A 23941-nucleotide genomic window follows, 5' to 3' on the forward strand; every position below is an offset into this window, starting at 1 on the left:
GCTTGGGGTTCCACCGCGGTGGAGCGAATGCACCCTCGAAGAGAAGCGGGGGTGCATTCCTGCTTTTGAGCGCCGGCAGATCTGCAGCGCGAAAACAAGTGATATTCAGTGAAAATCAGCGGTTGGTCTTGTAACTCCGCCCCCCGATTTTTAGGGAAATTCGCGTCGTTTTGAATAAAATTAAAGCTTTCTTATCGAGTCAGCTTCAATTCTTACTCGCCGGTCGCAGCATGTTGTTCAGCAGCGGTAGACGCGTCCCTCTCAGATGCGCTCGCACAGGCGGTAGAAGACCGCACCGGAATGTATTCCCTCATTCCCCTTTGCGAGGAATCATGAAAAATTTAAAGATATCGAAGCAGCTCATATTGCTGATCGTCGGCTTGATGGCAGCCTTTGCGATCGCCACGTCCCTGCAGATCCGCTCCTCGGTCGATGCGATTTACAAGGAGCGTTACGACATGCTCCGTGCCGAGGTTCAGTCGGCAATCTCGGTTTTCAAGCTTTATCAGGCTAAGGTCACCGCAGGCGAGATGACGCTGGAGGATGCCCAGAAGCAGGCTTACACCACCGTCAACGGCATGAAATACGATCCGGACGGCTATTTCTTCGGCTACAGCTACGATGTCCAGATGATGTTCCATTATGATGCCTCGAAGGTCGGACAGAACCTGAAGGGGCAGCCGGACAGCAAGGGCAAGCTCTATCGTGAAGAGCTGGTCAAGCTCGGCCAGCAGGGCGGCGGTCTGGTCGAATTTTATTCCACCAGCAAGCCGGGGCAGCCGGTCGGCGATTACCGCAAGACGGCCTATGGCCAGGCCTTCGACCCCTGGAAGGTCGTCGTCGTCACCGGCGTCTATATGGATGATCTCGATGCCCAGATTAACGGCACGATCCTGACCGCGCTCTCCGGCAGCATCGTTCTCTTCTTCCTTGCCATGACGGCCGCCTACTTCGTCATTCGCGGCATTTCCGGGCCTCTCAACAATGTCCATGCGGCCTTGAAGGCCGTTTCCGAGGAGGATGTTTCCATCGCCATCCCGCATACCGGCATGAACAACGAGGTCGGCATGATGGCGAAGGCGACGTTGTCGCTGCAGGAGAAAATCAGGGAGCGCCATCAGATGTCCGATCGCGAGGCGGCACAGCAGCTCGCGCTGGAAAGCGAGCGCGAAAACAACCTGCGCCAGCAGCAGGACGAGGCCGCACTCCAGGCCCGCGTCGTGACGACGATCGGCCAGGCGCTGGAGCTGATCGCCCGCGGCGACCTCACCGTCCGCTGCGCCGATCTCGGCCAGAAATACGCCGCCCTTCGCGACAACTTCAACGATGCGCTGTCGCATCTCGAAGCCGCCATGGCCAAGGTCAGCGCCAAGGGCAGTGACATCGGTACGAGCAAGGAAGAAATTCGCCGTGCCTCCAACGAGCTGTCGCAGCGCACCGAGCGCCAGGCCGCAAGCCTGGAGGAAACATCTGCCGCCCTCGATGAACTGACCGTCGCCGTCCGCCAGACCGCCGATGGCGCCCATGAGGCGAGCAAGCGCGTGCATGCCGTCAGTGCCGAGACCACCCATAGCGATGCGATCGTCAGCGAGGCGATCGAGGCGATGAGCGGCATCGAGAAATCGTCTTCGGAGATCTCGAAGATCATCGGCGTCATCGACGAGATCGCCTTCCAGACCAACCTCCTGGCTTTGAATGCCGGCGTCGAGGCGGCCCGTGCCGGCGAATCCGGCAAGGGCTTTGCCGTCGTCGCCCAGGAAGTGCGCGAACTCGCCCAGCGCTCCGCTGCCGCGGCAAAGGAGATCAAGGATCAGATCGCCCGCTCCTCCAGCCAGGTCGATCACGGCGTCCGATTGGTCGGCGAGGCAGGCGAGGCGCTGAAGCGCATCTCCGACCAGATCAAGGCCGCCAACGAGATCGTCGCCAAGATCGCCCACAGCGCCTCCGAACAGGACACCACGCTGCGCTCGATCTCCTCGTCGGTGAACCAGCTCGACGCCGCCACCCAGCAGAACGCCGCCATGGCCGAAGAGACCACGGCGTCGGCCGAGACGCTGGCTGCCGACACCGACGAACTGATCGATCTCATCCGCGGTTTCCGCGTCAACAGTGCCGCCGCTGCTCCCGTCGCGCATCAAGGTCGCCGCGCCGCCTAGCGCAATTCCAGGAAAAGTGTGAAACGGTTTTCCGTCAGGAACCGCGTAAAAACATAAACGGCGCGGGGACAATCAGAGTTTTCAGCACCAAAATCTTAGCGGCCGTCGGTTCTTCGGCGGCCGTGTCCTTTGGGGCCTATGGTGCCAGACGGCCGATCAATCGGTCGATTTCACCATGGGAAAATACTTCGACGCCGGCCGCTTTCAGCGCCGCCGCCGTGACGCCGTTGCCGGCTTGCCGGCGCCCGGAAAACGTGCCGTCATAGATGAACGCGGAGCCGCAGGACGGACTGCCGTCGATGAGCAGCGCATAGTGGCAGCCGGTCTGCCGTGCGAGCGCCACGGCATTCTCCGCCGCCTGCAGAAACTCTGCCGTCACATCGCCGCCCGTCAGCTCTATAACCCGAGCCGTGCCGGCCAGAACCTCCTCGCCGGTCGCTCCATCCGCGATCTCCGCCGGCGGCCGCGGCACCGCCATGCCCGCCGACATCTCCGGACAGATCGTCACCAGCCGGCCCTCGGCCCGCCACCTCTCGATCGCCGGATGAAGCAACGGCTTCGCCCGCCCGTTATAACGAACGGCATGCCCCATGAGACAGGCGCTGACGAGAATCTTGCTCTGCATCGCTGCTTGAGTCATCCCATGGGGCGGTGATGCTAGGGTTGGGTCATCGATTTATCGTGACCGACCAAAATAAATCACGCAAGCACAGCGTGGGCGTTAGCACTGGGAAGAGAACCCAGCCCAAGACCGCTCACCCCGAAATTTTCGAGAAATCCGCCACCGTTCCCGTTGCCTCGCGGATCAGTCTGAGCAGGGCGAGGCGGTTGGCGCGGATCGCGGCGTCCTCGTCGTTGACGAGCACGTCTTCGAAGAAGCGGTCGACCGGGCCGCGCAGCTTGGAAAGCGCTTCCATCGCGGAGCGGAAATCTTCGCCGGCAACGGAATTCGCCGCATCCTTCGAAGCGCTCGATATGGCGGCGAACAGCTCCTTCTCGGCATCGAGCCTGAAGAGCGCCGGCGAAACGCCGTCGGCGATGACGGTGCCCTTCTTTTCCTCGGCGGCGAGCAGCTGCGTCGCGCGCTTGGTGCCGGCGAGCAGGTTCTTGCCGTCTTCCGAGGTGATGAAGGCCGTCAGCGCCTCGACGCGGCGTGCCACCATCAACAGGTCGTCGGCCTCGGGCGTCAGCACGGCGTCGATCAGATCGTGCCGGGCGCCCTGGTCGCGCAGGTAGACCTTGAGACGATCATGGAAGAAGGAGAGCAGATCACCATCCTTGGTCGTCGCCAGCAGCGGCAGGCGGACCCTGCGTTCCAGCAGGATGCGAACGACGCCGAGGGCGGCACGCCGCAGCGCAAACGGGTCTTTCGAACCCGTCGGCTTCTCGTCGATCGCCCAGAAGCCCGTCAGCGTGTCGAGCTTGTCGGCAAGCGCCAGCGTAATCGCCACCTTGTCCTCCGGCACGCGGTCCGACGGACCCTGCGGCTTGTAATGATCCTCGATCGCCGCGGCGATGGAGAGGTTTTCGCCCTGCAGTACCGCATATTTGCGCCCCATCAGACCCTGCAGCTCCGGGAATTCGCCGACGGCCTCGGTGCGCAGATCCGCCTTGGCAAGCACGGCGGCGCGATCGACGAGAGCCGCATCCGCGCCAGTGATAGCGGTGAGCTCCTTTGCCAGCGCCCGGATGCGGGCGACCCGGTCACCCTGCGTGCCGAGCTTGGCATGGAAGGTCACGTCGAGCGCATCGAGCTTGGCCATGCGCTGGTCGAGCGGCTTCGTCAGGTCGAGACCGAATTTTGCTGCAGATGCTTTCAGCGTGTCGAGATCGGGCATGTCGCCCTGGTCGCGCTTCCAGAAATGCAGGGCATCCGAAAGCCGGGCCCGCACCACCTTGCCGTTGCCGTGGACGATCTCCTTGCCGCCGTCATGCGCCTGGATGTTGGAAACCAGGATGAACCTGTTCGACAGCGTCTCTTCGCCCTGCTTGCGCGTCACGAAGCACTTCTGGTTGGTCTTGATCGTCAGCCGGATGATCTCGGAGGGAATGGAAAGATAATCCTCCTCGAAGCTGCCCATCAGCACCTGCGGCCATTCGACGAGGCCGGAGACTTCCTCCAGCAGGCCTTCGTCTTCCACCAGCTCGAGCCCGTTGGCAAAGGCGATGTCGCGGGCATCATGCAGGATGATGTCCTTGCGCCGCTCGGCGTCGAGGATGACCTTCGCCTTTTCCAGGCTCGCCGCGTAATCGTCGAAGCGCCGCACGGTGATCACCTCGGGCGCATGGAAACGATGGCCGTAGGTGACGTTGGAGGCGGTGATGCCGTCGATCTCGAAGGGGATGACGACGGTTTCTTCATGCTCCGGGCCAAAGGTGCAGACAATCGACTGCAGCGGCCGCACCCAACGCAGCGCGCCCGGTTTGGAGGAAGCCTTGCCCCAGCGCATCGATTTCGGCCAGGGAAAATCGCGGATGATGCCGGGCATCACCTCGGCGACGATTTCCTCCGTCGCGCGGCCCGGCTTTGAAATCACCGCGACGTAGAAATCGCCCTTCTTCGGATCGCTCACCACCTGCGCCTCGGAGACCGAGGAAAGGCCGGCGCCGCGCAGGAAGCCCTCGATCGCCTTTTCGTTGGCGTCGGTGCGCGGCCCTTTGCGCTCCTCGCGCACATCGGCCGAGCGCGCCGTCAGGCCGTGGATGTCGAGCGCCAGCCGCCGGGGCGTCCAGTATTCGCGCGCGCCCTCATAGGACAGACCCGCTTCGACGAGCGCATCGGTGACGAGCTTCTTCAGGTCGCCGGCAGCCTTGCGCTGCATGCGGGCCGGAATCTCTTCGGAGCGAAGTTCGAGAAGAAGGTTTGGCATGTCACTCTTTTCCTTGCGCCCGCGGGCAGGGCGATCCAAAAACGTTGCTTCTGCTATCAAAGAATGCCGCATCTGCACAACCGCAAAAACGGAAGAGAGCGATGGGGTGGCTGGTTGGCAGCGTTGTGCCGTGTGGCCCCCCATCTGCCTGCCGGCATTGACCGGGGCGAGCGCCGGTCTCGCCCGTCCTTCGGACCCCCGAGGGGAGAAGGGACATGCCGCACTGCTTTCTTCCATCACAAACGGTAGCGGTCAGAATCGGCCGCTGCGGCAACTCCCCTTCTACCCATCGGGGAGAAGGTGCCCGTAGGGCGGATGAGGGGGCCACACGGCAAAACGCCCATCACCCCCAATCCACCAACTTCCGCTGTGGAAACCACGCTCGGGCATTGCCTTGCCGCTTTTCGCCGCTATGGTCCCGCAACTTTCGTCGACATAGGAAATCCCATGGCCGCTGATCTCCGTTTCCTCGCCGCCCGCATCTCGGCCGAAATCAATGCACGGCCCGACCAGGCCAAGGCCGCCATCGAGCTGCTCGACGAAGGCGCCACCGTGCCCTTCATCGCCCGCTACCGCAAGGAAGTGACGGGCGGGCTCGATGACACCCAGCTGCGCAACCTCGCCGAGCGGCTGGTCTATCTGCGCGAACTTGAAGCCCGGCGCGACGCGATCGTCGAATCGATCACCGGCCAGGGCAAGATGACCGACGAGCTGATGGCGAAGGTCGCGGGCGCCGAAACCAAGGCCGAGCTCGAGGATCTCTATCTGCCCTACAAGCCGAAGCGCCGCACCCGCGCCGAGATCGCCCGCGAACGCGGCCTCGGGCCGCTCGCCGAGGCGATCCTGGCCGATCGCGGCCGCGAACCGGCGGCGCTCGCCGAAGGCTTCGTCACGGCTGATGTGCCCGACGTGAAGACGGCGCTGGAAGGCGCGCGCGATATCATCGCCGAAGCCATTGCCGAAAATGCCGATCTGCTCGGCAAATTGCGCGCCCATCTGCGCCAGGCTGCGCTGCTGAAGGCCAGGGTCGTCGACGGCAAGCAGGCGGCCGGCGAGAAGTTCTCCGACTATTTCGATCATTCCGAGCGCTGGGCGACGGCGCCCGGCCACCGCGCGCTCGCCATGCTGCGCGGCTGGAACGAGGAGGTGCTGACGCTGACGATCGAGGCCGATGCCGAGATCGCTTCGCCGAACAAGCCGGTCGAACGCATGATCGCGGCGGCCTATGAGATCGGTGCAAGCCGTCCCGGCGACCGCTGGCTGATGGAGGTCGCCAGCTGGACCTGGCGCGTCAAGCTTTCCATGTCGCTGTCGCTCGACTTGATGCGCGAGCTGCGCGAAAGGGCCGAAGAGGAGGCGATCCATGTCTTCGCCCGCAACCTCAAGGACCTGCTATTGGCTGCCCCCGCCGGTTCGCGCGCGACGATGGGTCTCGATCCCGGCATCCGCACCGGCGTCAAAGTCGCCGTCGTCGACGGCACCGGCAAGGTGGTTGCGACCTCGACCGTCTATCCCTTCCAGCCGCGCAACGACGTGCGCGGCGCCCAGATCGAACTCGCCTCACTGATCCGCAAGCACAATGTCGAGCTGATCTCGATCGGCAACGGCACCGGCAGCCGCGAAACGGAAAAGCTGGTGGCCGACATGCTGGCCGAACTGCCAGCGCCGAAGCCGACCAAGGTCATCGTCTCGGAAGCGGGCGCCTCGGTCTATTCCGCCTCGGCGACCGGCGCGGCGGAGTTTCCCGATCTCGACGTGTCGCTGCGTGGCGCCGTCTCCATCGCGCGCCGCCTGCAGGATCCGCTCGCCGAGCTTGTCAAGATCGAACCGAAGTCGATCGGCGTCGGCCAGTATCAGCACGATGTCGACCAGCAGAAGCTGTCGCGTTCGCTCGATGCGGTCGTCGAAGACGCGGTGAACGCCGTCGGCGTCGATTTGAACACCGCGTCCGCGCCGCTGCTCTCCCGCGTCTCCGGCCTCGGGCCCTCGATCGCGGAGGCCATCGTCCGACATCGCGACAGCGAGGGCCGTTTCGAGACGCGGCGCGATCTGCTGAAGGTCGCAAGACTCGGCGGCCGCACCTTCGAGCAATGCGCCGGCTTCTTGCGCATTCCGAACGGCAAGGAGCCGCTCGATGCCTCCTCGGTCCACCCCGAAGCCTACGGCGTCGCCAAGAAGATCGTCGCTGCCTGCGGCCGCGATCTCCGGGCGCTGATGGGCGACAGTGCCGTCTTGAAATCGGTCGATCCGCGTCAGTTCATCGACGAGAAATTCGGCCTGCCGACGGTGAAAGACATCCTCTCGGAACTGGAAAAGCCTGGCCGCGACCCGCGTCCGAGCTTCAAGACTGCGACCTTCGCCGAGGGTGTCAACGAGATTTCCGACCTGACGCCCGGCATGGTGCTCGAAGGCACCGTCACCAATGTCGCCGCCTTCGGCGCCTTCGTCGATATCGGCGTGCATCAGGACGGTCTGGTGCATGTGTCGCAGCTTGCCGATCGTTTCGTCAAAGATCCACACGAGGTCGTCAAGGCGGGCGATGTCGTCAAGGTGCGGGTCGTGGAAGTCGATGCCAAGCGCAAGCGCATCGGTCTCTCCATGCGACGCGACGACGGTTCTTCGGCGTCTCAGCCGCGGGGTGATTCTCGCGCAAGTCAGGGCGGCCGGCCGCAGACCGAGCGCCGGCCTGCAGCTCCGAAACCGGAGAGTCAGGGGGCTTTCGGCGCGGCACTCGCCGAAGCCATGAAGAGAAAATAAGGGTTTAGCCGGTATTCTGGCAAAAATGCCACAGTTTGGCAGCGTTCTGCGCGGACTGCTAAATCCGGCGCTTGTAAGGCGAGGGAGAGTTATTAAGTTGATGTGACCATCCTGTCACATTTGCGAGGCGTCCATGGCGTCGGCTTTCTTATCGATCGTCCAGCAAATCATCCGCAAGGGTTCGTTGAAACTTACCCTTGCCAATGGCGAGACCCACATGATCGGCGACGGCACCGGAGACATGGTGGCCGCCCGCCTTGCCGATCAGGAGGCCGAGGACGCCATCCGCAGCGATCCGACCCTGAAACTCGGGGAAATGTACATGCAGGGCCGGTTCATTCTCGAACAGGGCAACATCTACGATTTCCTGTCGCTGGTGAAGCAGAACACCACCAACGAGATCTTCGATTTCAAGATGGCGGCGCTGCTCGTCGGCCGCATTGCCTGGCAGCAGCTGAAGAGCCGCGTGCCGGTCAACCGCAACAAGCACAATGTCGCCCACCATTACGACCTGTCGGCCAAGCTCTTCGATCTTTTCCTCGACGAGGACTGGCAATATTCCTGCGCCTATTTCGAGCCGCCGGGCATCGGACTCGACGAGGCGCAGCTTGCCAAGAAACGCCACATCGCCGCGAAGCTTCTGCTTCAGCCCAACCAGCGGATCCTGGAGATCGGCTCCGGCTGGGGCGGCATGGGCATGTATCTGACGGAGGCGACTGAAGGCGCCGAGTTCACCGGTATTACGCTGAGCGAAGAGCAGCTGAAGGTCTCCCGCGCCCGCGCCGAAAAACGCGGTCTGTCCGATCGCGTGCGTTTCGAGCTGCAGGACTATCGCAGCATGAACGGCCGGAAATTCGACCGCATCGTCTCGGTCGGCATGTTCGAACATGTCGGCATCGGCAATTACGGCAATTTCTTCCGCAAGGTGGCGGACCTGCTCGACCACAACGGTGTCATGGTGCTGCATTCGATCGGCCGCCCGAAACCGAGCTTCGCCACCAACGCCTTCATCGAGAAATATATCTTCCCCGGCGGCTATATCCCCTCGGTCGGCGAGGTGGTGGCGCCGCTCGAAAAGGCGGGGTTGCTGGTCAGGGATGTCGAAATCCTGCCGATGCACTATGCCTATACGCTGCGTCATTGGCGCGAGCGTTTCGTAGCGCGCAGGGCCGAAGCGGTGGCGCTCTACGACGAGCAGTTCTTCCGCATGTGGGAATTCTATCTCGCCGGTTCCGAAATGGGCTTCCGCTGGGACGAGCTGTTCATCCTGCAGATCCAGATCGCCAAGAACCAGTTCGCCGTTCCCGACAACCGCAACTACATCGCGGAGAATGAAGCCAAGCTGAAGGAATTCGAGGCGCGGCGCCCGCCGCTGGAAAAGGTGACCTTCTGAGCGACAGCGGTCGGACCTATGAGAGGACATGCCGATGAGCAGCGCGTTTCCTGAGATCTACCTCGTCCGCCACGGCGAGACCGAATGGAGCCGGTCGGGGCGCCACACCGGACGCAGCGACATTCCGCTGACTGACGTGGGCGAGGCCGCCGCCCGCAAGCTTGCCGAACGGCTGTCGGGCCTCTCCTTCGCTGCCGTCTGGTCAAGCCCCTCCGAGCGGGCCCGCAAGACCTGCGCGCTCGCCGGCTTCGGCTCGGGCGCGGTGATCCGTGAGGATCTCGCCGAGTGGGACTACGGCGCCTATGAAGGCATCACGACGAAGGAGATTCTGGGGAAGCGCCCCGGATGGCAGCTCTTTCGCGACGGCTGCCCAAATGGCGAAACGGCCGCCGATGTCGGCGCCCGTGCCGACGCCGTCGTCGAGGCGCTTCGCCAGGCGGGTGCTCCCGTCTTGATCTTCTCCAGTTCGCATTTCCTGCGCGTGCTTGCCGCCCGTTGGCTCGGCCTGCCGCCGCAGGGCGGCGCGCTTTTTTCCCTCGATACGACAAGCATCAGCGTGCTCGGTTACGAACACGATTTGGCCGAACCGGTCATTCGTGGGTGGAACCAGAGATAAAATTGCTGCGGGTGGGTTTGCGGTGATGTCTCTTCAGAACGATGAAATTGTCGTTGGCACGCCTTTCATGGGCGCCCTTTGCGCGCCGTGGTTAACATTGGGGTAACAACATCGGGATAAGTCTAGCCACCGCCGCCCTCCGCGGCTTTGTTTTTGCGTTTTCTGGAGTGCGGACGTGTTTCATCGATCAGTCGTATCGATCTCCCTGGCTATTGCCTTTTCATCCCCGGCCTTGGCGCTCGCGCAGGAAAGCGGCCAGCATTTCTGGTCCGGCGACTGGTATCTGAGCGTCGGTGTCGCCGGCTTCTCCGCGCCGAAATTCGAGGGCTCGCGGCGTTACGAATTCCGGTTCAGCCCGCTGATTTCGGCCGGCCGGCAGGGTTCGGCTCCGCGCTTTTCCTCGCGCAACGACAATCCGTCCTTCGCCCTCATGGATAATGGTGCTTTCCGCGCCGGCATCGTCGGCAAATTCGTGCCTTCGCGCGACGAGGGCGACGGTCATGAGCTGAAGGGCATGAAGAAGGTCAAATGGGGCGCGGAAGCCGGCGGCTTCGTCGAAGTTTATCCGACCGATTTCCTGCGCGCCCGCGCCGAAGTTCGCCAGGGCATCCGCTCCCATGACGGGGTCGTTGCCGATCTCGCCGTCGATGCCTTCACCGATATCGCCCCCGACCTGCAATTGTCAGGCGGTCCACGCGCGACATTCGCCACCAGCGGCTATTACGACGCCTATTACGGCGTCAACGCCAAACAGTCGGCGGCGAGCGGGCTTGATCAATACAAGCCGTCGTCGGGCATCCAGTCCTATGGCGCCGGCGCGGCTCTGACATGGAAGGCGACGGAGAACCTGTCGGCCAGCTCTTTCCTCGAATACAAGCGACTGGCGGGTCCGGCGGCCGACAGCAGTCTCGTGCGGCAGCGCGGCTCGAGGAACCAGGTGCTCATCGGTGTCTCAGCGACCTACAGGTTCAATTTCTCGCTGCAGTGATTTAATGCATGTCGCCCGGAAGTGTACCGCGGTTCCGGGGCAACGACATGCGTAAACTTAACGCATGTCGCCCGGAGGTGTGCCGCGGTTCCGGGGTAACGACATGCATAAACAAAGAGCCAAAGCGCGTCATACGAACCAAATTTAATGCGACTCGCTTTTAGCGCCGTCGCGATCACTTCTTGACCGGATCGCCAGCCCGCCGCTAGATGAATGGCATGCAAGATACCGGCGAGTTCAACGATCGCGTCTCCGACGCACCTTCCGATAACTGGGTCTACCGGATCCTGCCGCCATGGCTCTGGCCTTATGCGCAGCTGGCACGCTGGGATCGCCCGATCGGCTGGGAGCTCTTGATGTGGCCGTGCTTCTGGTCGGCCACGCTCGCCTCCAATGCGGCGATCGGTCAAGGGCTCTATTCCGGCAGCCTGCTGGTGTCCCATCTTTTCCTCTATTTCATCGGCGCCGTCGCCATGCGCGGCGCCGGCTGCACCTATAACGATCTCGTCGATCACGAGATCGATATGGAAGTGGCGCGCACCCGCTCGCGTCCGCTGCCCTCCGGCCGCGTAACCCGCGCCCGCGCGAAGATCTTCATCGGCATTCAGGCGCTGGTCGGCCTTTTCGTGCTCTTGCAGTTCAACTGGTTCACCGTCTTTCTCGGCCTGCTCTCGCTCGGCATCGTGGCGCTTTATCCCTATGCCAAACGCTTCACCGACTGGCCGCAATTCTACCTCGGCCTTGCCTTTTCCTGGGGCGCGCTGATGGGCTGGGCCGGCATTCTGGGCGGCCTCTCCCTTGCCGCCATCCTGCTCTACGCCGCCTCCGTCGCCTGGACGATCGGTTACGACACGATCTATGCGCATCAGGACAAGGAGGATGACGAGCTGATCGGCGTGCGCTCCACCGCCCGCCTTTTCGGTGATCAGACGAGGCAGTGGCTGATCGGCCTTTATGGGCTGACGCTGGTGCTGATGTTTGCGGCCTTCGCGCTCGCCGGCGCCAATCTCATCGCCTTTCTGGCCTTGTTCGGCGCGGCCGGCATGTTCGCCTGGCAGATCGTCCGGCTTGATATCAACGATCCCGCCCAATGCCTGGCGCTCTTCAAGTCGAACAACCGCGTCGGCCTGACCATCTTCCTAGGCCTGTTCTTTTCGCTGCTCTTCGCCCTTCCCTGAGGGCAACGACGCGTGAAACGAAAAACCCGGCACAAGCGCCGGGTTTCGAAATTTTCCGAGATCTTACCGCCGAAATGGCGCTGTCGCGATTTCGGTCAGTTGCGGGCGATGATTTCCTTGCCTTCGATCTTCATGGCGACGCCCAGCTGCCCGGTGGTGCGGCGCACGAGGAAGCGCGGACGGCGATTGGCGAAGTAGGAATGACGGCGGCGCGGCTTGAGGTCACTGGTGCGCAGCGCCCCGATATGGTCTTCGAGCGGCCGCGCGACGCCGTCGGCCTCGACCATCAGCATCGGAATGCGGAAGGCCTCAGACCAGCTGCGCCAGTCGGCGGCGATATCGCTGAGATCATGGGCGACCAGCAGCGGAATGCAGAGCTCCGGATCGGCATGGTGGAGTTCGAGCGTGACGGTCACCTCGCCGTCGCCATGGTCGATGGCGCGGGCGGCGACACCCTTGAAGACGCGCTTCGGCAGGGCAATCGAGAGCGGCAGGCCGCTGGAGGGGAGGACTTTGCGCAGCACCGCGCCGCGTTCGTCCAAGGTGATGCTGACGTCATCCGAACAATCATGGATGGCGTAGCTGACCTGCTGCGGGAAGCGGGACGGATCGAGACGCAGCGTCGTGCCAGCCCAAGCGGGCTTCAAAACGGGATTGTTCATTTCATTCTACCCTTGTCTTACCTGAGAGCCGGTTTGCGGTCTTCTCCTCGGGACTTTTCGTCCTCTATGGCCGACAATAGGCGGGCGCCCTTCCGTACAGCTTAAAAATTGCGGTTAAGAAAACTTTGCCTCCCCTGATGGTTATCAAAACCGAATCCGGCAGGGTTTCCGGAAGGTGAACGGCCCGCTGTCCTGAAATGGCGCAATCCAAAGGTAAGTCTCGGGTAAGTTTTGCGTGGCAAAATGTGCCTACCAGCAGTTCGTCGTTCTTTTAGAGATTTTGCCAAAAAGGGCGCTTTTCATGATCACGGCCTCCCTCGCGTACACGATCCTGTCGAAGGACATGACGTCGAGCCTCAACAAGGTTGCGGCGCAGGCGACGGTCAAGAAGGATGCCCAGTACTACGCCGACAACATCAACAAGGTCAAAGACGTCGACGACTTCCTCGGCGACTACAAGCTCTACAGCTACGCCATGAAGGCTTATGGCCTCGAGGACATGACCTATGCCAAGGCCTTCATGAAGAAGGTGCTCGAGAGCGATCTGACCGACCCGAACAGCTACGCCAACAAGCTCTCCGATACGCGCTACCGTGAATTCGCCGCCGCCTTCAATTTCAACGCGCCTGACAAGGACGTACAGACGGATGCCCAGGAGGACGATCTGATCGGCCTCTACAAGCAGTCCTTCGTCGATGCCGACAAGGCCGCGGCCGCCGAGAGCACCTATTACAGCAATAATATCGACAGCGTGCAGACCGTCGACGATCTGGTCAACAACACAAGGCTGCGCACCTATGTGCTGAAGACCTTCAAAATCGATCCCACCTATGCGTCGAAAGATTTTCTGCGGCAGGTGCTGACGAGCGATCTCAGCGACCCGACAAGCGTCGTCAACACGCAGGGCGGCGACAAGTACAAGGCGCTTGCCGCCCAGTTCAGCTTCAACGCCGACGGCACCGTCACCGGCACGGCCCAGACGGCGGCGCAGAAGGCCTCGGTCATCGAGACCTACACGCTGAATTCCCAATCCGTCATCATCGACAATGCGGTCGGTTCCGACGTTGTCTACGTCAGCAAGACGGCGGCCGACTACAACAAGGCCTATTATACCGCCAAGATCGGCACGATCACCAATGTCGACGATCTCGTCGCCGACGCCCGCCTGACCTCCTACATCAAGACCGCCTACAGCATGGGCGCCGACTTCACCGCGCCGGCGCTGCGCATGGTCCTGACCGATCCAAGCTATGCCCAGCTGATGGGCTTTACCAATGTCTATAACGCCTTCAACTTCAAGTCGGACGGTTCGACCTCGACCACGGCCCGCGCCCAGACGATCGACCAGGCGAACAAGCTGGCATCGGCCGCCTCGAGCACCGCCAACTATTATAGCGTGACCTCGCAATCGAGCGGCATCACCAATGTCGACGACCTGCTCGGCGACAGCGTCATGGCGCGCTACATCAAGGATGCCTATGGCCTCGGCGTGAATTTCAGCAATGCCGAGCTGAAGAACATCCTGACCGACTCGGCCTATGCCGCCGCCCAGGGGCAGGCCGGCCTCAATGCCGACTTCAACTTCAATGCGGATGGGTCGATCAATGGTTCGGTGATTCAGACCGCCGCGCAACGCAAGTCGACCACCGACAAATCGGCTGCGAACGCGGCCCACTTCAACGCGATGATCGGCAATGTCACCAATGTCGATGATATCATGTCCGATCCCGTCGCGGTCAGCTATCTCAGAACCAGCATGCAGATCGCCGACAGCGTCTCCGACGCGACGCTGCGGACCTTCCTCGTCGATCCCGCGGCAGCCAGCGCCCAGGGCTATAGCGACGTTCACGATCTCTTCAATTTCAAGACGGATGGGTCGGTCGCAACGCTTTATGCCACGCAGACCGCCGCACAAAGCGCCAACACGTCAAGCAAGGCCGACAGTGCGGCCGTCTATTACCAGTCGACCATCGCCGGGATCTCGAACGTCGATCAGTTGCTGGCGGACCAGAAGCTCAACAACTTCGTGCGCAATGCCTACGGCATCCCTGCTACCGTCAGCGACGTCGATCTTCGCGCCATCCTGACCGATCAGAGCGGCACCGGCACCTATGCGGATGTCGCCGCCGCCTTCAATTTCAAGGCCGACGGATCGCTCGAGGATGGCTTGGCGGCGCAGACCTCCAGCCAGATCACCAACACGAAAATCGCCGCCGGCGCGCGCACCGACGATTATTCCTCCCGCATGGCGACGATCGCCAATGTCGACGAGCTCATCGCCGATCCCGCCATCACCAATTTCCTGAAGAGCACCTACGATCTGGCGTTCGACATCACGGACGCCGAGCTGAAGAGCATCCTGACCGATGCGACGGCTGCCGCAGCCGCCGGCCATGCCGATCTCAACGCCGATTTCAATTTCGCCGCCGACGGATCGCTGCCGGCCGTCAGCTCGGTCCAGACCGCCGATCAGGCGCAGACCACCAATGACAACTACATGGCGCGCTATGACGACGAGCGCGACGAGGCGATCGAAGAGGTCGCCGACAATTACTCGAGCATGATGGCCGACAGCACCAGCCTGCTCGATACGGCCGAGATCAAGACCGTCAACGATTTCCTGCGCACCAATGCTTCGGCCGATTTCAAGAAGAGCAACGACAATCTGCCCGACCCCTATCACGTGGCGCTGCAGGCCTTCGGCCTGACGGACCAGGAAGTCCCGCGCTCGATGATGCGCAAGATCCTGACCAGCGATGCCTACGATCCGAACGGCTATATCGCCTCGCTGAAGGACGAGCGCATCACCAACCTTGCCCGCGCCTTCAACTTCGGCCCCGACGGCAAGGCGGCAGCACCTCTGCAGGCGCTGCCCGACGCGACCCTGGCCAAATACGCCACCGATTACAAGGCGCATGTCACCATGCTGCTGAAGGCCGGCCCGGTGAAGGACAAGGCATCGAAGGATGCGACGACCGAGGTGGATTATTTCGCCAAGGGCATGGCCAAGGTACAGTCGCTCGACGATTTCCTCGATGACAGCCGCCTGACCGATCTGGTGCTGAAGGCGAACAACCTCGACCCGAAGGATTATGACAAGGCGACACTGAAGAAGATCTTCACCTCCGATCCCGACGACAAGAAGAGCTATCTCAACACCAAGGCCGATGCGCGCTTCAAGGATATCGTCGCCGCCTTCAACTTCGACAAGGAGGGCAATCTGACCCGCGCCAAGATCGGCGCCATCCAGAACAAGGCGGCCGAGGCGCATACGCAGGACCTCTTCATCAAGCAGACGTTGGAAACCCAGCAGGGCGAAAGCAACGACGGTGTGCGCCTGGCGCTCTATTTCAGCCGCAAGGCCCCGAGCATCACCTCGATCTATTCGATCCTCGGCGACAAGGCGCTCTATCAGGTCATCACCACAGCCTACAGCCTGCCAGCTCAGATATCGAGCATGGACGTCGCCAAGCAGGCCGATCTCATTAATCGTTTCGTCAAGCTCGAGGACCTCCAGGATCCGAAGAAGGTCGACAAGCTGCTGCGGCGCTTTACCGCGATGTACGACGTCCAGAACAGCACCCAGCAGTCACCGGCCCTGCAGATCCTGACCGGCGGCGGCACTCAGCAGGCTTAAGGTGGTTCAGGCAGGAGCGCGCAGAGCGGCGCGGGTGGCGGCCCCTCACCGTAACCTTACCGGGGGGTGAGCCACTCGTCTCGCCCACGGCGGTGAAGCCGGCGCACCCGCTTCGTTTGGCGAAAAGCTAATCCCATACTCCGTCATCCCAGGCCTTGAGCCTGGGATCCATGTCGCCGCTACTGGTGGATGCGGTGTGGATGCTCGGCTCAAGGCCGAGCATGACGGAGTGTGAGGTCGACGGGAGAGCCAATCAGGGCGCTCGACAACGGTCCGTGCCCGCAGGCGGACGAGGGACAATTCCCTGACTGCCGCCGCTCACACCTCGAGACTGACGACCTTTCCTGGGTTCATGATATTGGCGGGGTCGAAGGCGCGCTTGATGCGGCGCATCAGCTCGATTTCGATCGCCGGGCGGATTGCCGCCAGTTCGTCGCGCTTCAGCTGGCCGATGCCGTGTTCGGCCGAGATCGAGCCGCCATGGGCGAGCACCAGCCCGTGGACGATATGGTTCATTTCGCGCCAGCGGGCGATGAAGGTGGCCTTGTCGGCGCCGATCGGCTGGGAAATATTGTAATGAATATTGCCGTCACCCATATGGCCGAAGGCGCAGATGCGGGCGCCCGGCATGGCCGCCATCACGGCTTTTTCCGCCTCGGCCATAAAATGCGGGATCTTCGACACCGGCACGGACACATCGTGCTTGATCGAACCGCCTTCCGGCTTCTGCGCATCCGACATGCTCTCGCGCATGTGCCAGATCGCCTTCTGCTGGGCGACCGAGGCGGCGATCGCGGCGTCTTGCACCAGCCCGGCCTCGAAGCCCTGTTCCAGCACGCCGTTCATCATCCGCTCCGCCGTCTCGGCCGAATCCGACGTCGAAATGTCGATCAGCACGTACCAGGGGTATGCCGCTTCCAGCGGATCGCGCACGCCGTCGATGTGGCGGGTGGTGATCTCGACGCCGAAGCGCGGCATCAGCTCGAAACCGGTCAGCGAGGTGCCGCACAGACTGGCGGCAAGGTTGAAGAGGGCGAGCGCATCCTCGACCGAATTGAGGCCGGCAAACGCCACCTGATGGCCGAGCGGCTGGGGAAACAGCTTCAGCACCGCCCCGGTGATGACGCCGAGCGTGCCTTCGGCGCCGATGAAGAGATCGCGCAGGTCATAACCGGTATTGTCCTTCTTCAGCCGGCGCAGGCCATCCCAGATCTCGCCGGTCGGCAGCACCACTTCGAGGCCGAGGCAGAGTTGGCGCATATTGCCATAGGCAAGCACGGCCGTGCCGCCGGCATTGGTGGAGAGATTGCCGCCGATGCGGCAGGAGCCCTCCGAGCCGAGCGACAGCGGAAAGAGCCGACCATGCGCCTCGGCCGCCTTCTGCACATCGGCCAGGATCGCGCCGCCATCGGCGACCAGCACGTTCGCCACCGGGTCGACGTCGCGGATCCTCGTCATGCGTTCGAGCGACAGGATGATATCGGCCTGGCCGGTGCGCGGCGTCTGGCCGCCGACGAGGCCGGTATTGCCGGTCTGCGGCACGATCGCCGTTTTAGTCTCGGTCGCAAGCTTCATGATCTTGGAGACTTCCTCGACCGAACCAGGCTTCAGCAGGAGAGGGGAAGAACCATGATAGAGCCCGCGGTTTTCGATCAGATGCGGCGCCAGATCGGCCTCGCCGCGAAGTGCATATTTCTCGCCGACGATGGCGGCGAAACGGTCGAGAAGATCGGTGGAAATGCCGGCGCTGCTCATCAGGTCGATCCTCTATCGCTTCTATCAGGTCAGGCAGTCGCGCGGGGCGCGGCCGCCCTTTGTAGCCGGTCGTTGATGGCTTCGCCGAGTCCCTCGTCCGGGATAGGCGAAAAGGCGATGCTCGACACCCCGCTGGCATCGGCCCGCTTCATATAGTCGAAAAGATTGGCCGCCGCTTCCGCCAGGTCGCCGGCCGGGCTGAGATCGAGAACGATGCGTGCCGCGCGTGCGCCTTCGACCGACGCACCGCCGAAGGCGATCAGCGCTTCGCCGGGTTCCACCGCCGTCGCATTGAGGCGCACGCTGGCGCTCGGCGCATAATGCGAGGCGAGCATTCCCGGCGCCTCGATGGCCGCCGATGCCTTTTTGGCGCGCAGCAGTGGCCGGCCGACAATGCGCTCGATCTCGCGCGCCGCAAGCCCGCCGGGCCGAAGCAGCCTCACCCGGTCGCCCTCCACCTTGACGATCGTCGATTCGACGCCGACGGCGCTCGGTCCCGCATCGAGAATCAACGGGATTCTCGCCCCGAGATCGGCTTCGACATGGGCCGCACTGGTCGCGCTGATGGCGCCTGAGGTGTTGGCGCTCGGCGCTGCGAGCGGCCGTCCGAAGGCGCCGATCAGGGTGCCGGCGAAGCCCTTGGGCACGCGCACGCCGACGCTGTCGAGACCGGCGGTCGCCAGCGCGTGGATCGGGCTTGCGGGCCTCAGCGGCAGCACGAGCGTCAGCGGGCCGGGCCAGAAGGCTTCGGCGAGCGCCCGCGATACGGGGTCGAACTCGGCATGGTGTCCGGCCATCTCGAGATCGGCCATATGGCAGATCAGCGGGTTGAAGCGCGGCCGTCCCTTGGTCTCATAGATGCGGGTGATGGCGGCCGGATTGGTGGCGTCGGCCGCAAGGCCGTAGACGGTCTCCGTCGGCATGGCGATGGCAAAGCCATCGGAAAGAGCGGCACAGGCCGCTTCGAGCGCCGCCTGCCTGTCTGCCCTGATGTCAATGATGCGTGCCATATGCTGCCCGTCTCTGGTTCCGGCAGTCATTAGGCTTTCCGCCGCCGGCGATCAATCGCCTTGTTCGCTCACAGTTGGCGGATGATTTCGCGCAGCTGTTCGTTGCGGGCGCCGAGCAGCAGGATGTTTCGAATCGCCGCCTGCGGATCGTGGGTGCGAAAGAGCAGCCCATTGCCGCGCACCGACCGGTCAATCGTCATCTTTTCGGCGGATTCCTCACCAGGCTTAATCGCGACGGCGAAATACATCCGGGAATAGCAGACATCGATCCGTTCGAAGAAGTTGTCGTTGTCGCCGATGTCGGAATAGAAGTTGGCGATGTAGAAGGCCCAGCTGACCTCTTCGTAGCGGGCGAATTTCGTGCGCGCCGCGGTGACGTGGCAATAACCGAGATGTGGGCTGTCCTGCAGCGTCCGATGGAAGATCATCTTCGGAAACTGAATCGAGTGGTGGAAGCCGTTGATGTGCTGATGCGTCTTCTCGCCGGCCGCCTGCAGCTTGCGGCCGGTCTTTTCGGCGACCTCGTCATGGGTGAGGTAGCGCCTTTCCTCGGCCAGCCAGTGGCGCCGGTCGCGGGGGATGCGGCCGGTGCGCAGGAATTCGGAATGCGCGGCAACCAGTTGCCGCTCCTGCGGCCGGATTACTTCTTTCGCGTCGAAATAGCGGAGTCTGGCCATGGTCTACATGCTTCGTCGGTCTGAGGTCGACAGCAGGATAAGTTTGTATGCTTAACGCAGCATTAAGACGCGACCGGGGCATCGGGCGGAAGCCGGCGATGTCGTAAATGCGACAATAGCCGATACCGGCGAGCCGCTCTCATTGCCGATACGGTCTTTACGCAATGTCGCAATTGACGATAATTACCTGCATAGTCGGACGATCTGGTCGACTGGCAGGAGCTCTTTGAAACCTCGGCGCATCCTGTCGTCAATTTCGAAGCCGATGTCGCATTACAACCAAGCGGCAGGAATGCCAGGTGATTAAATGGCGTCATGAACAATTCTCCCGCAGGAGAAGGAAGCAGGCGCGCTTCCATAGCCTTCCGCTGAAAGCGGCAGCCGGTGCACGAGGACATGAAGATGGATATTCGCAGCAACGTTTTACGTCAGCTCAAGAACCGCCGCGAGGGCTTCAGCCTCGAACAGCCGTTCTACACCGACGAGGATTATTTCAAGCTCGACATGGAGATGATCTACTATCGCGACTGGCTGTTCATGGGCCATGATTGCGAACTGCCGAAGCCGGGCGCCTATTTCACCGTCCAGATCGGCACGTATCCGGTCGTCATCGTCCGCGGCCGTGACAATGTCATCCGCGCCTTCCATAACAGCTGTCGCCATCGCGGCTCGCGCGTCTGCACGAAGGAGCATGGCTCTTCCGTGCGCCTCGTCTGCCCCTATCATCAGTGGACTTACGATCTCGACGGCAAGCTCGCCTTTGCCCGTCATATGGGCGACGATTTCGACAAAACCGGCTTCAACCTGAAGCCCGTCCACTGCGAGAGCGTCGCAGGCTATATTTTCATCTGCCTTGCCGACGTTGCCCCGGATTTCAAGCCGGTGCGCGACAAGATCGAGCCCTATATGGCGCCGCACCGGATCGGCGAGACCAAGGTCGCTTTCCAGAGCACGATCATCGAGAAGGGCAACTGGAAGCTCGTCTGGGAAAACAACCGCGAGTGCTACCACTGCGCCGCCAATCACCCGGAACTCTGCCGCACCTATCCCGAAGCGCCGAGCGTCACCGGCACGGACGGCGGCGCCGACGATCCGGAGATCGCCGGCCATTGGGCGCGCTGCGAGGCCGCCGGCCTGCCGAGCAAGTTCCAGATCTCGCCGGACGGCCAGTTCCGCACCGCCCGCATGCCGCTGATCGAGGACGCCGAAAGCTACACCATGTCGGGCAAGCCGGCGGTGCAGCGCCGGATCTCCGACGACATCTCGATCAATCGTATCGGCACGATGCTGCTCTTCCACTACCCGACGACGTGGAACCACCTGCTCGGCGACCACGCCATCTCCTTCCGGGTGCTGCCGCTCAGCGCCAACGAGACGGCGGTGACGACCAAGTGGCTCGTCCACAAGGACGCCGTCGAGGGCGTGGATTACAATCTCGAGGAACTGACGCACGTCTGGACCGAGACCAACGACCAGGACCGCCGCATCGTCGAGGAAAATGCCTTCGGCATCCACTCGCCCGCCTATGAGCCCGGCCCCTATTCCGCCTTGCACGAGGGCGGCGTCATGCAGTTCCTCGAATGGTATTCGAACTTCATGGTGAACCGCCTGCAGGGCGACCAGGCGAAAATTTCCGCCGTCGCTTGACCTCTGCCGGTTGAGCGTGTCAAGCTCTACTCATCCAGAAGCTGCTGGTTCCGGCGGCTTTTGGAACCATTCTCGCTCGCAAACGTTGCAGGCCCAAGCGGTGATCGCTGTTGAATGGGAGAGAGAAATGATCGGGCTGAGAAACAGGATGGCAACCGCGGTGATGGCCGCTGCTATCGTTTTAACGAGTTTCGTGCCGTCGCAGGCAATACAGATGCCGGCCGCGCCGCAGGTTGAAAAATCCTCGGCTGTCGAGAATGTCCAGTACTATTACCGACGCGACTACTACCGGCCCGGCTATCGCCCCGGCGCCTATTATCGTCCCGGCTGGTATGGCGGCTATCGCGGTTATACCTACTACCGTCCCGGCTATCGCCGCTATAATGGCTACTGGTATCCGCTCGCCGCCTTCGGCGGCGGCGCGGTGATCGGCGGCGCCATCGTCGCTCCGCCGCGGCGCTACGTGGTGCCCGCGCGGCGCATGGGTTCGGCTCACGTTGCCTGGTGCGAAAACCGCTACCGCTCCTATCGGGCTTACGACAACACCTTCCAGCCTTATAACGGCCCTCGCCAGCAGTGCTATTCGCCTTATTGACAGGCGCAGAATGCTACCCCTGACCCTCTCCCCATAAAAACGGGGGGAGGGGACATGTCGAACTTGGGGAGCAGTAACGAGAGGGCGGTGGCATGAAGAAGCCCGTGAACCCCTTTCATCCTCGGCTGCGATACTCAGTGAACGACGGTGATCACCGAAATGCCTGCCTCCTTGGCAGCACGAATCAGCGCTTCTCTCGCGTCCTCAGCCGGGAGGTCCCCATGGATCGCATCGCGGCATGCCATAACAGCCGTAAGATATTCTTCGCCGTCGTCGAATGGCCAGCAAGCCGTCAGCATCTGGGCCGCCTCCCAAAGGCTCGCGATAAGCTTGTATTTTTCCGGCCCGTTCACAACGAGCATCAGCGGGCTGAATTCTCCAGGTGTGTGCCACTTCATGACATAAGGCCTCCCCACGGTGAACATCATATTAGTAACCGTGCAAGAACCGTTCCGGGCGGGTAGTGGCATAAACCAGCTGATCACCCGGGCATCGAGCGCTTAGATTGCCTACCACCGCCGAGTCAAAAATCAGATGGATGAAGCATCGCAATGCTGACAGTGGCCGCGTCCCGCATGATGCGATAGGCGCAACGCCGCGCCATCCGCTGCGTCGGCGGCGAATTTGGCAAGAACGTTAACCCACCCTCCGTCATCCTCGGCCTTGAGCCACTGCTGTCCGGTTTAAATTCGTTACCATTGGAGGCTCATCTGGTGGAGATGGTGTGGCGGAGTGGCGGTGGGTTGCAGCAGGCGGTCGATCCTGCGGCGGTGCATGAGATTGGCGCGCACCAGGCGGGCGAAAGCGAGCGGGCTTGTGACGGTGGTCTGGTCAGCCTTGGCCATCTGCAGCAGCAGGTAGGCGATCAGGGCAACGGCGATCTGGATGCGCACGGCATTCTCGCTGTTGCCGAGGAAATGGCGGATCTTCAGCGTCTGCTTGACCCAACGGAAGAACAGCTCGATCGCCCAACGGCGCTTGTAGAGCGCGGCGATCTCCTCTGCCGGGGCATCGAGATCGTTGGACAGGATGCGCAATATCTTGCCGGTTTCGATCTGCACGCAGATCTCCCGCACCGGCCCGCTCATCGGATTCCTGCGGCTTTTCGCCATGCGCTGCGGCAGGAGGCCGACCCGATCCGACAGGATGGTTCCATCCGGGCTGACCGCTTTTTCCTCTGTGACGGCCAATCTGGTATGGGATTTGAGGCGCGTGACGATGCGGCAGCCGGCGGCATTGAGCTTCGCCCACCAGCCGAAATCGTAATAGCCGAGGTCGAAGACATAGGTGGCGCCCGCCTCGATCGGCATTACCTTGGCGGCGGTGATGTCGTTGACATTGGCCGGCGTCACCGCCGCATAGATCGGCCGTTCGGCATTGGCATCGTAGACGACGTGAACCTTGGCGCCGCAGGCCTGATCGGAAAAGCGTGCCCAGTCCGATCCCGCTCCGGAAAGGCGCAGACTGCTGCTGTCGATCAGATGGACCGCCTCGCCGACGGCCCGCTTGAGCCCACGCCCGGCGCGTGACACCATCTGCGCGAACAGCTCGGCGAAAACCGCACTCGAGCGCCGGCCATTGGCGTCGGCAAGGGTCGAGCGTGACACCGGTTGGGCGCCGAGATGGTAAAGACCGCTGCGGTGGCTTTGCAGGCCGCCGACGATTTCGCGCAGGCTGACAGCCCCGGAAAGCTGGCCGTAGAGCAGCGCGACCAATTGGCTCTTCGTCGACAGCCGCCGCACGTGCTTGTCGGCCTGATGCTCCTCCACAAGTCTTTCGAAGGCCGCCCACGGAATCCGCTTCAACAGATCATGAAAGACGCTATTCTGATGCCGCACGGTGTTGTTCCTCTTTCGTGTCCGGGATTGTCGCCAAACATCCGAATACGAGTAGAATCAACACCGTGCGCCATGTCCACCAAATTTAAACCGGACAGCCGTGGCCTTGAGCCGAGGATCCATGCCCGGTGCTGATGGAGGAGGCCTACGTGGATCCTCGGG

General features: G+C 62.3%; 17 protein-coding genes. 9 read left to right on the forward strand and 8 right to left on the reverse strand.

The window, feature by feature from the left end; genetic code table 11:
- The first annotated feature begins 332 nt into the window (after positions 1–332).
- Positions 333–2156: a methyl-accepting chemotaxis protein gene (locus Tal182_RS04615; RefSeq protein ID WP_085858227.1), complete on the forward strand. Its 1824-nt coding sequence runs from the start codon at positions 333–335 to the stop codon at positions 2154–2156.
- Positions 2157–2292: 136 nt separating this feature from the next.
- On the opposite strand, the gene Tal182_RS04620 is transcribed toward Tal182_RS04615, so the two are convergent.
- Positions 2293–2781 (reverse strand): DUF523 domain-containing protein, encoded by a 489-nt coding sequence (locus tag Tal182_RS04620; protein ID WP_085858229.1) that lies wholly within the window; start codon positions 2779–2781, stop codon positions 2293–2295.
- Between the two features lie 130 nt (positions 2782–2911).
- A complete protein-coding gene (gene glyS / locus Tal182_RS04625) occupies positions 2912–5026 on the reverse strand; it encodes a glycine--tRNA ligase subunit beta (RefSeq protein WP_085858231.1) in 2115 nt (704 codons plus the stop codon).
- Positions 5027–5473: 447 nt separating this feature from the next.
- On the opposite strand from glyS, the gene Tal182_RS04630 reads away from it, so the two are divergent.
- The 5 genes from Tal182_RS04630 (at position 5474) to ubiA (ending at position 11958) form a co-directional block, all read left to right on the forward strand.
- Complete coding sequence (locus Tal182_RS04630) at positions 5474–7783, forward strand: Tex family protein (protein ID WP_085858233.1); 2310 nt, start codon at positions 5474–5476, stop codon at positions 7781–7783.
- A gap of 133 nt (positions 7784–7916) precedes the next feature.
- Complete coding sequence (locus Tal182_RS04635; RefSeq protein WP_064800870.1) at positions 7917–9176, forward strand: cyclopropane-fatty-acyl-phospholipid synthase family protein; 1260 nt, start codon at positions 7917–7919, stop codon at positions 9174–9176.
- Between the two features lie 34 nt (positions 9177–9210).
- Entirely contained in the window at positions 9211–9792 is a 582-nt protein-coding gene (locus tag Tal182_RS04640; RefSeq protein ID WP_064805922.1) for a histidine phosphatase family protein, read from the forward strand.
- Positions 9793–9967: 175 nt separating this feature from the next.
- Entirely contained in the window at positions 9968–10780 is an 813-nt protein-coding gene (locus Tal182_RS04645; protein ID WP_064809713.1) for a MipA/OmpV family protein, read from the forward strand.
- 218 nt (positions 10781–10998) lie between these two features.
- The gene (gene ubiA, locus Tal182_RS04650; protein ID WP_085858235.1) at positions 10999–11958 is read left to right on the forward strand and encodes a 4-hydroxybenzoate octaprenyltransferase; all 960 of its coding nucleotides are present in this window, start codon (positions 10999–11001) and stop codon (positions 11956–11958) included.
- A 95-nt stretch (positions 11959–12053) separates the two neighbouring features.
- On the opposite strand, the gene Tal182_RS04655 is transcribed toward ubiA, so the two are convergent.
- Positions 12054–12620 (reverse strand): DUF6101 family protein, encoded by a 567-nt coding sequence (locus tag Tal182_RS04655; protein WP_085858237.1) that lies wholly within the window; start codon positions 12618–12620, stop codon positions 12054–12056.
- A gap of 301 nt (positions 12621–12921) precedes the next feature.
- Here Tal182_RS04655 and Tal182_RS04660 point away from each other — a divergent pair, with 301 nt between their 5' ends.
- Positions 12922–16257, forward strand: a complete 3336-nt coding sequence (locus Tal182_RS04660) for a DUF1217 domain-containing protein (RefSeq protein ID WP_085858239.1) — start codon at positions 12922–12924, stop codon at positions 16255–16257.
- 318 nt (positions 16258–16575) lie between these two features.
- On the opposite strand, the gene Tal182_RS04665 is transcribed toward Tal182_RS04660, so the two are convergent.
- The 3 genes from Tal182_RS04665 to Tal182_RS04675 all read right to left on the reverse strand — a co-directional run bounded on the left by Tal182_RS04665 (position 16576) and on the right by Tal182_RS04675 (position 19699).
- Positions 16576–18012, reverse strand: a complete 1437-nt coding sequence (locus Tal182_RS04665; protein ID WP_085858240.1) for an FAD-binding oxidoreductase — start codon at positions 18010–18012, stop codon at positions 16576–16578.
- A gap of 29 nt (positions 18013–18041) precedes the next feature.
- Positions 18042–19022: an L-threonylcarbamoyladenylate synthase gene (locus Tal182_RS04670; protein WP_085860819.1), complete on the reverse strand. Its 981-nt coding sequence runs from the start codon at positions 19020–19022 to the stop codon at positions 18042–18044.
- A 68-nt stretch (positions 19023–19090) separates the two neighbouring features.
- Positions 19091–19699, reverse strand: coding sequence for a DUF6656 family protein (locus tag Tal182_RS04675; protein ID WP_085858242.1), 609 nt, complete (start codon positions 19697–19699; stop codon positions 19091–19093).
- 402 nt (positions 19700–20101) lie between these two features.
- Between Tal182_RS04675 and Tal182_RS04685 the strand changes: the two genes are divergently transcribed.
- Both Tal182_RS04685 and Tal182_RS04690 read left to right on the forward strand, forming a co-directional pair.
- On the forward strand, positions 20102–21346 hold the full coding sequence (locus Tal182_RS04685; RefSeq protein ID WP_064805926.1) for an aromatic ring-hydroxylating dioxygenase subunit alpha: 1245 nt from the start codon (positions 20102–20104) through the stop codon (positions 21344–21346).
- 127 nt (positions 21347–21473) lie between these two features.
- Complete coding sequence (locus Tal182_RS04690) at positions 21474–21941, forward strand: BA14K family protein (RefSeq protein ID WP_085858244.1); 468 nt, start codon at positions 21474–21476, stop codon at positions 21939–21941.
- A 134-nt stretch (positions 21942–22075) separates the two neighbouring features.
- Here Tal182_RS04690 and Tal182_RS04695 read toward each other — a convergent pair whose 3' ends face one another.
- Positions 22076–22339, reverse strand: coding sequence for a DUF982 domain-containing protein (locus tag Tal182_RS04695; protein ID WP_064805928.1), 264 nt, complete (start codon positions 22337–22339; stop codon positions 22076–22078).
- Between the two features lie 294 nt (positions 22340–22633).
- On the reverse strand, positions 22634–23779 hold the full coding sequence (locus Tal182_RS04700; protein WP_085858246.1) for an IS4 family transposase: 1146 nt from the start codon (positions 23777–23779) through the stop codon (positions 22634–22636).
- Positions 23780–23941 lie beyond the last annotated feature (162 nt).

Origin of the sequence: Rhizobium sp. TAL182 (genome assembly GCF_002117725.1) — a bacterium.
Classification (GTDB): domain Bacteria; phylum Pseudomonadota; class Alphaproteobacteria; order Rhizobiales; family Rhizobiaceae; genus Rhizobium; species Rhizobium esperanzae.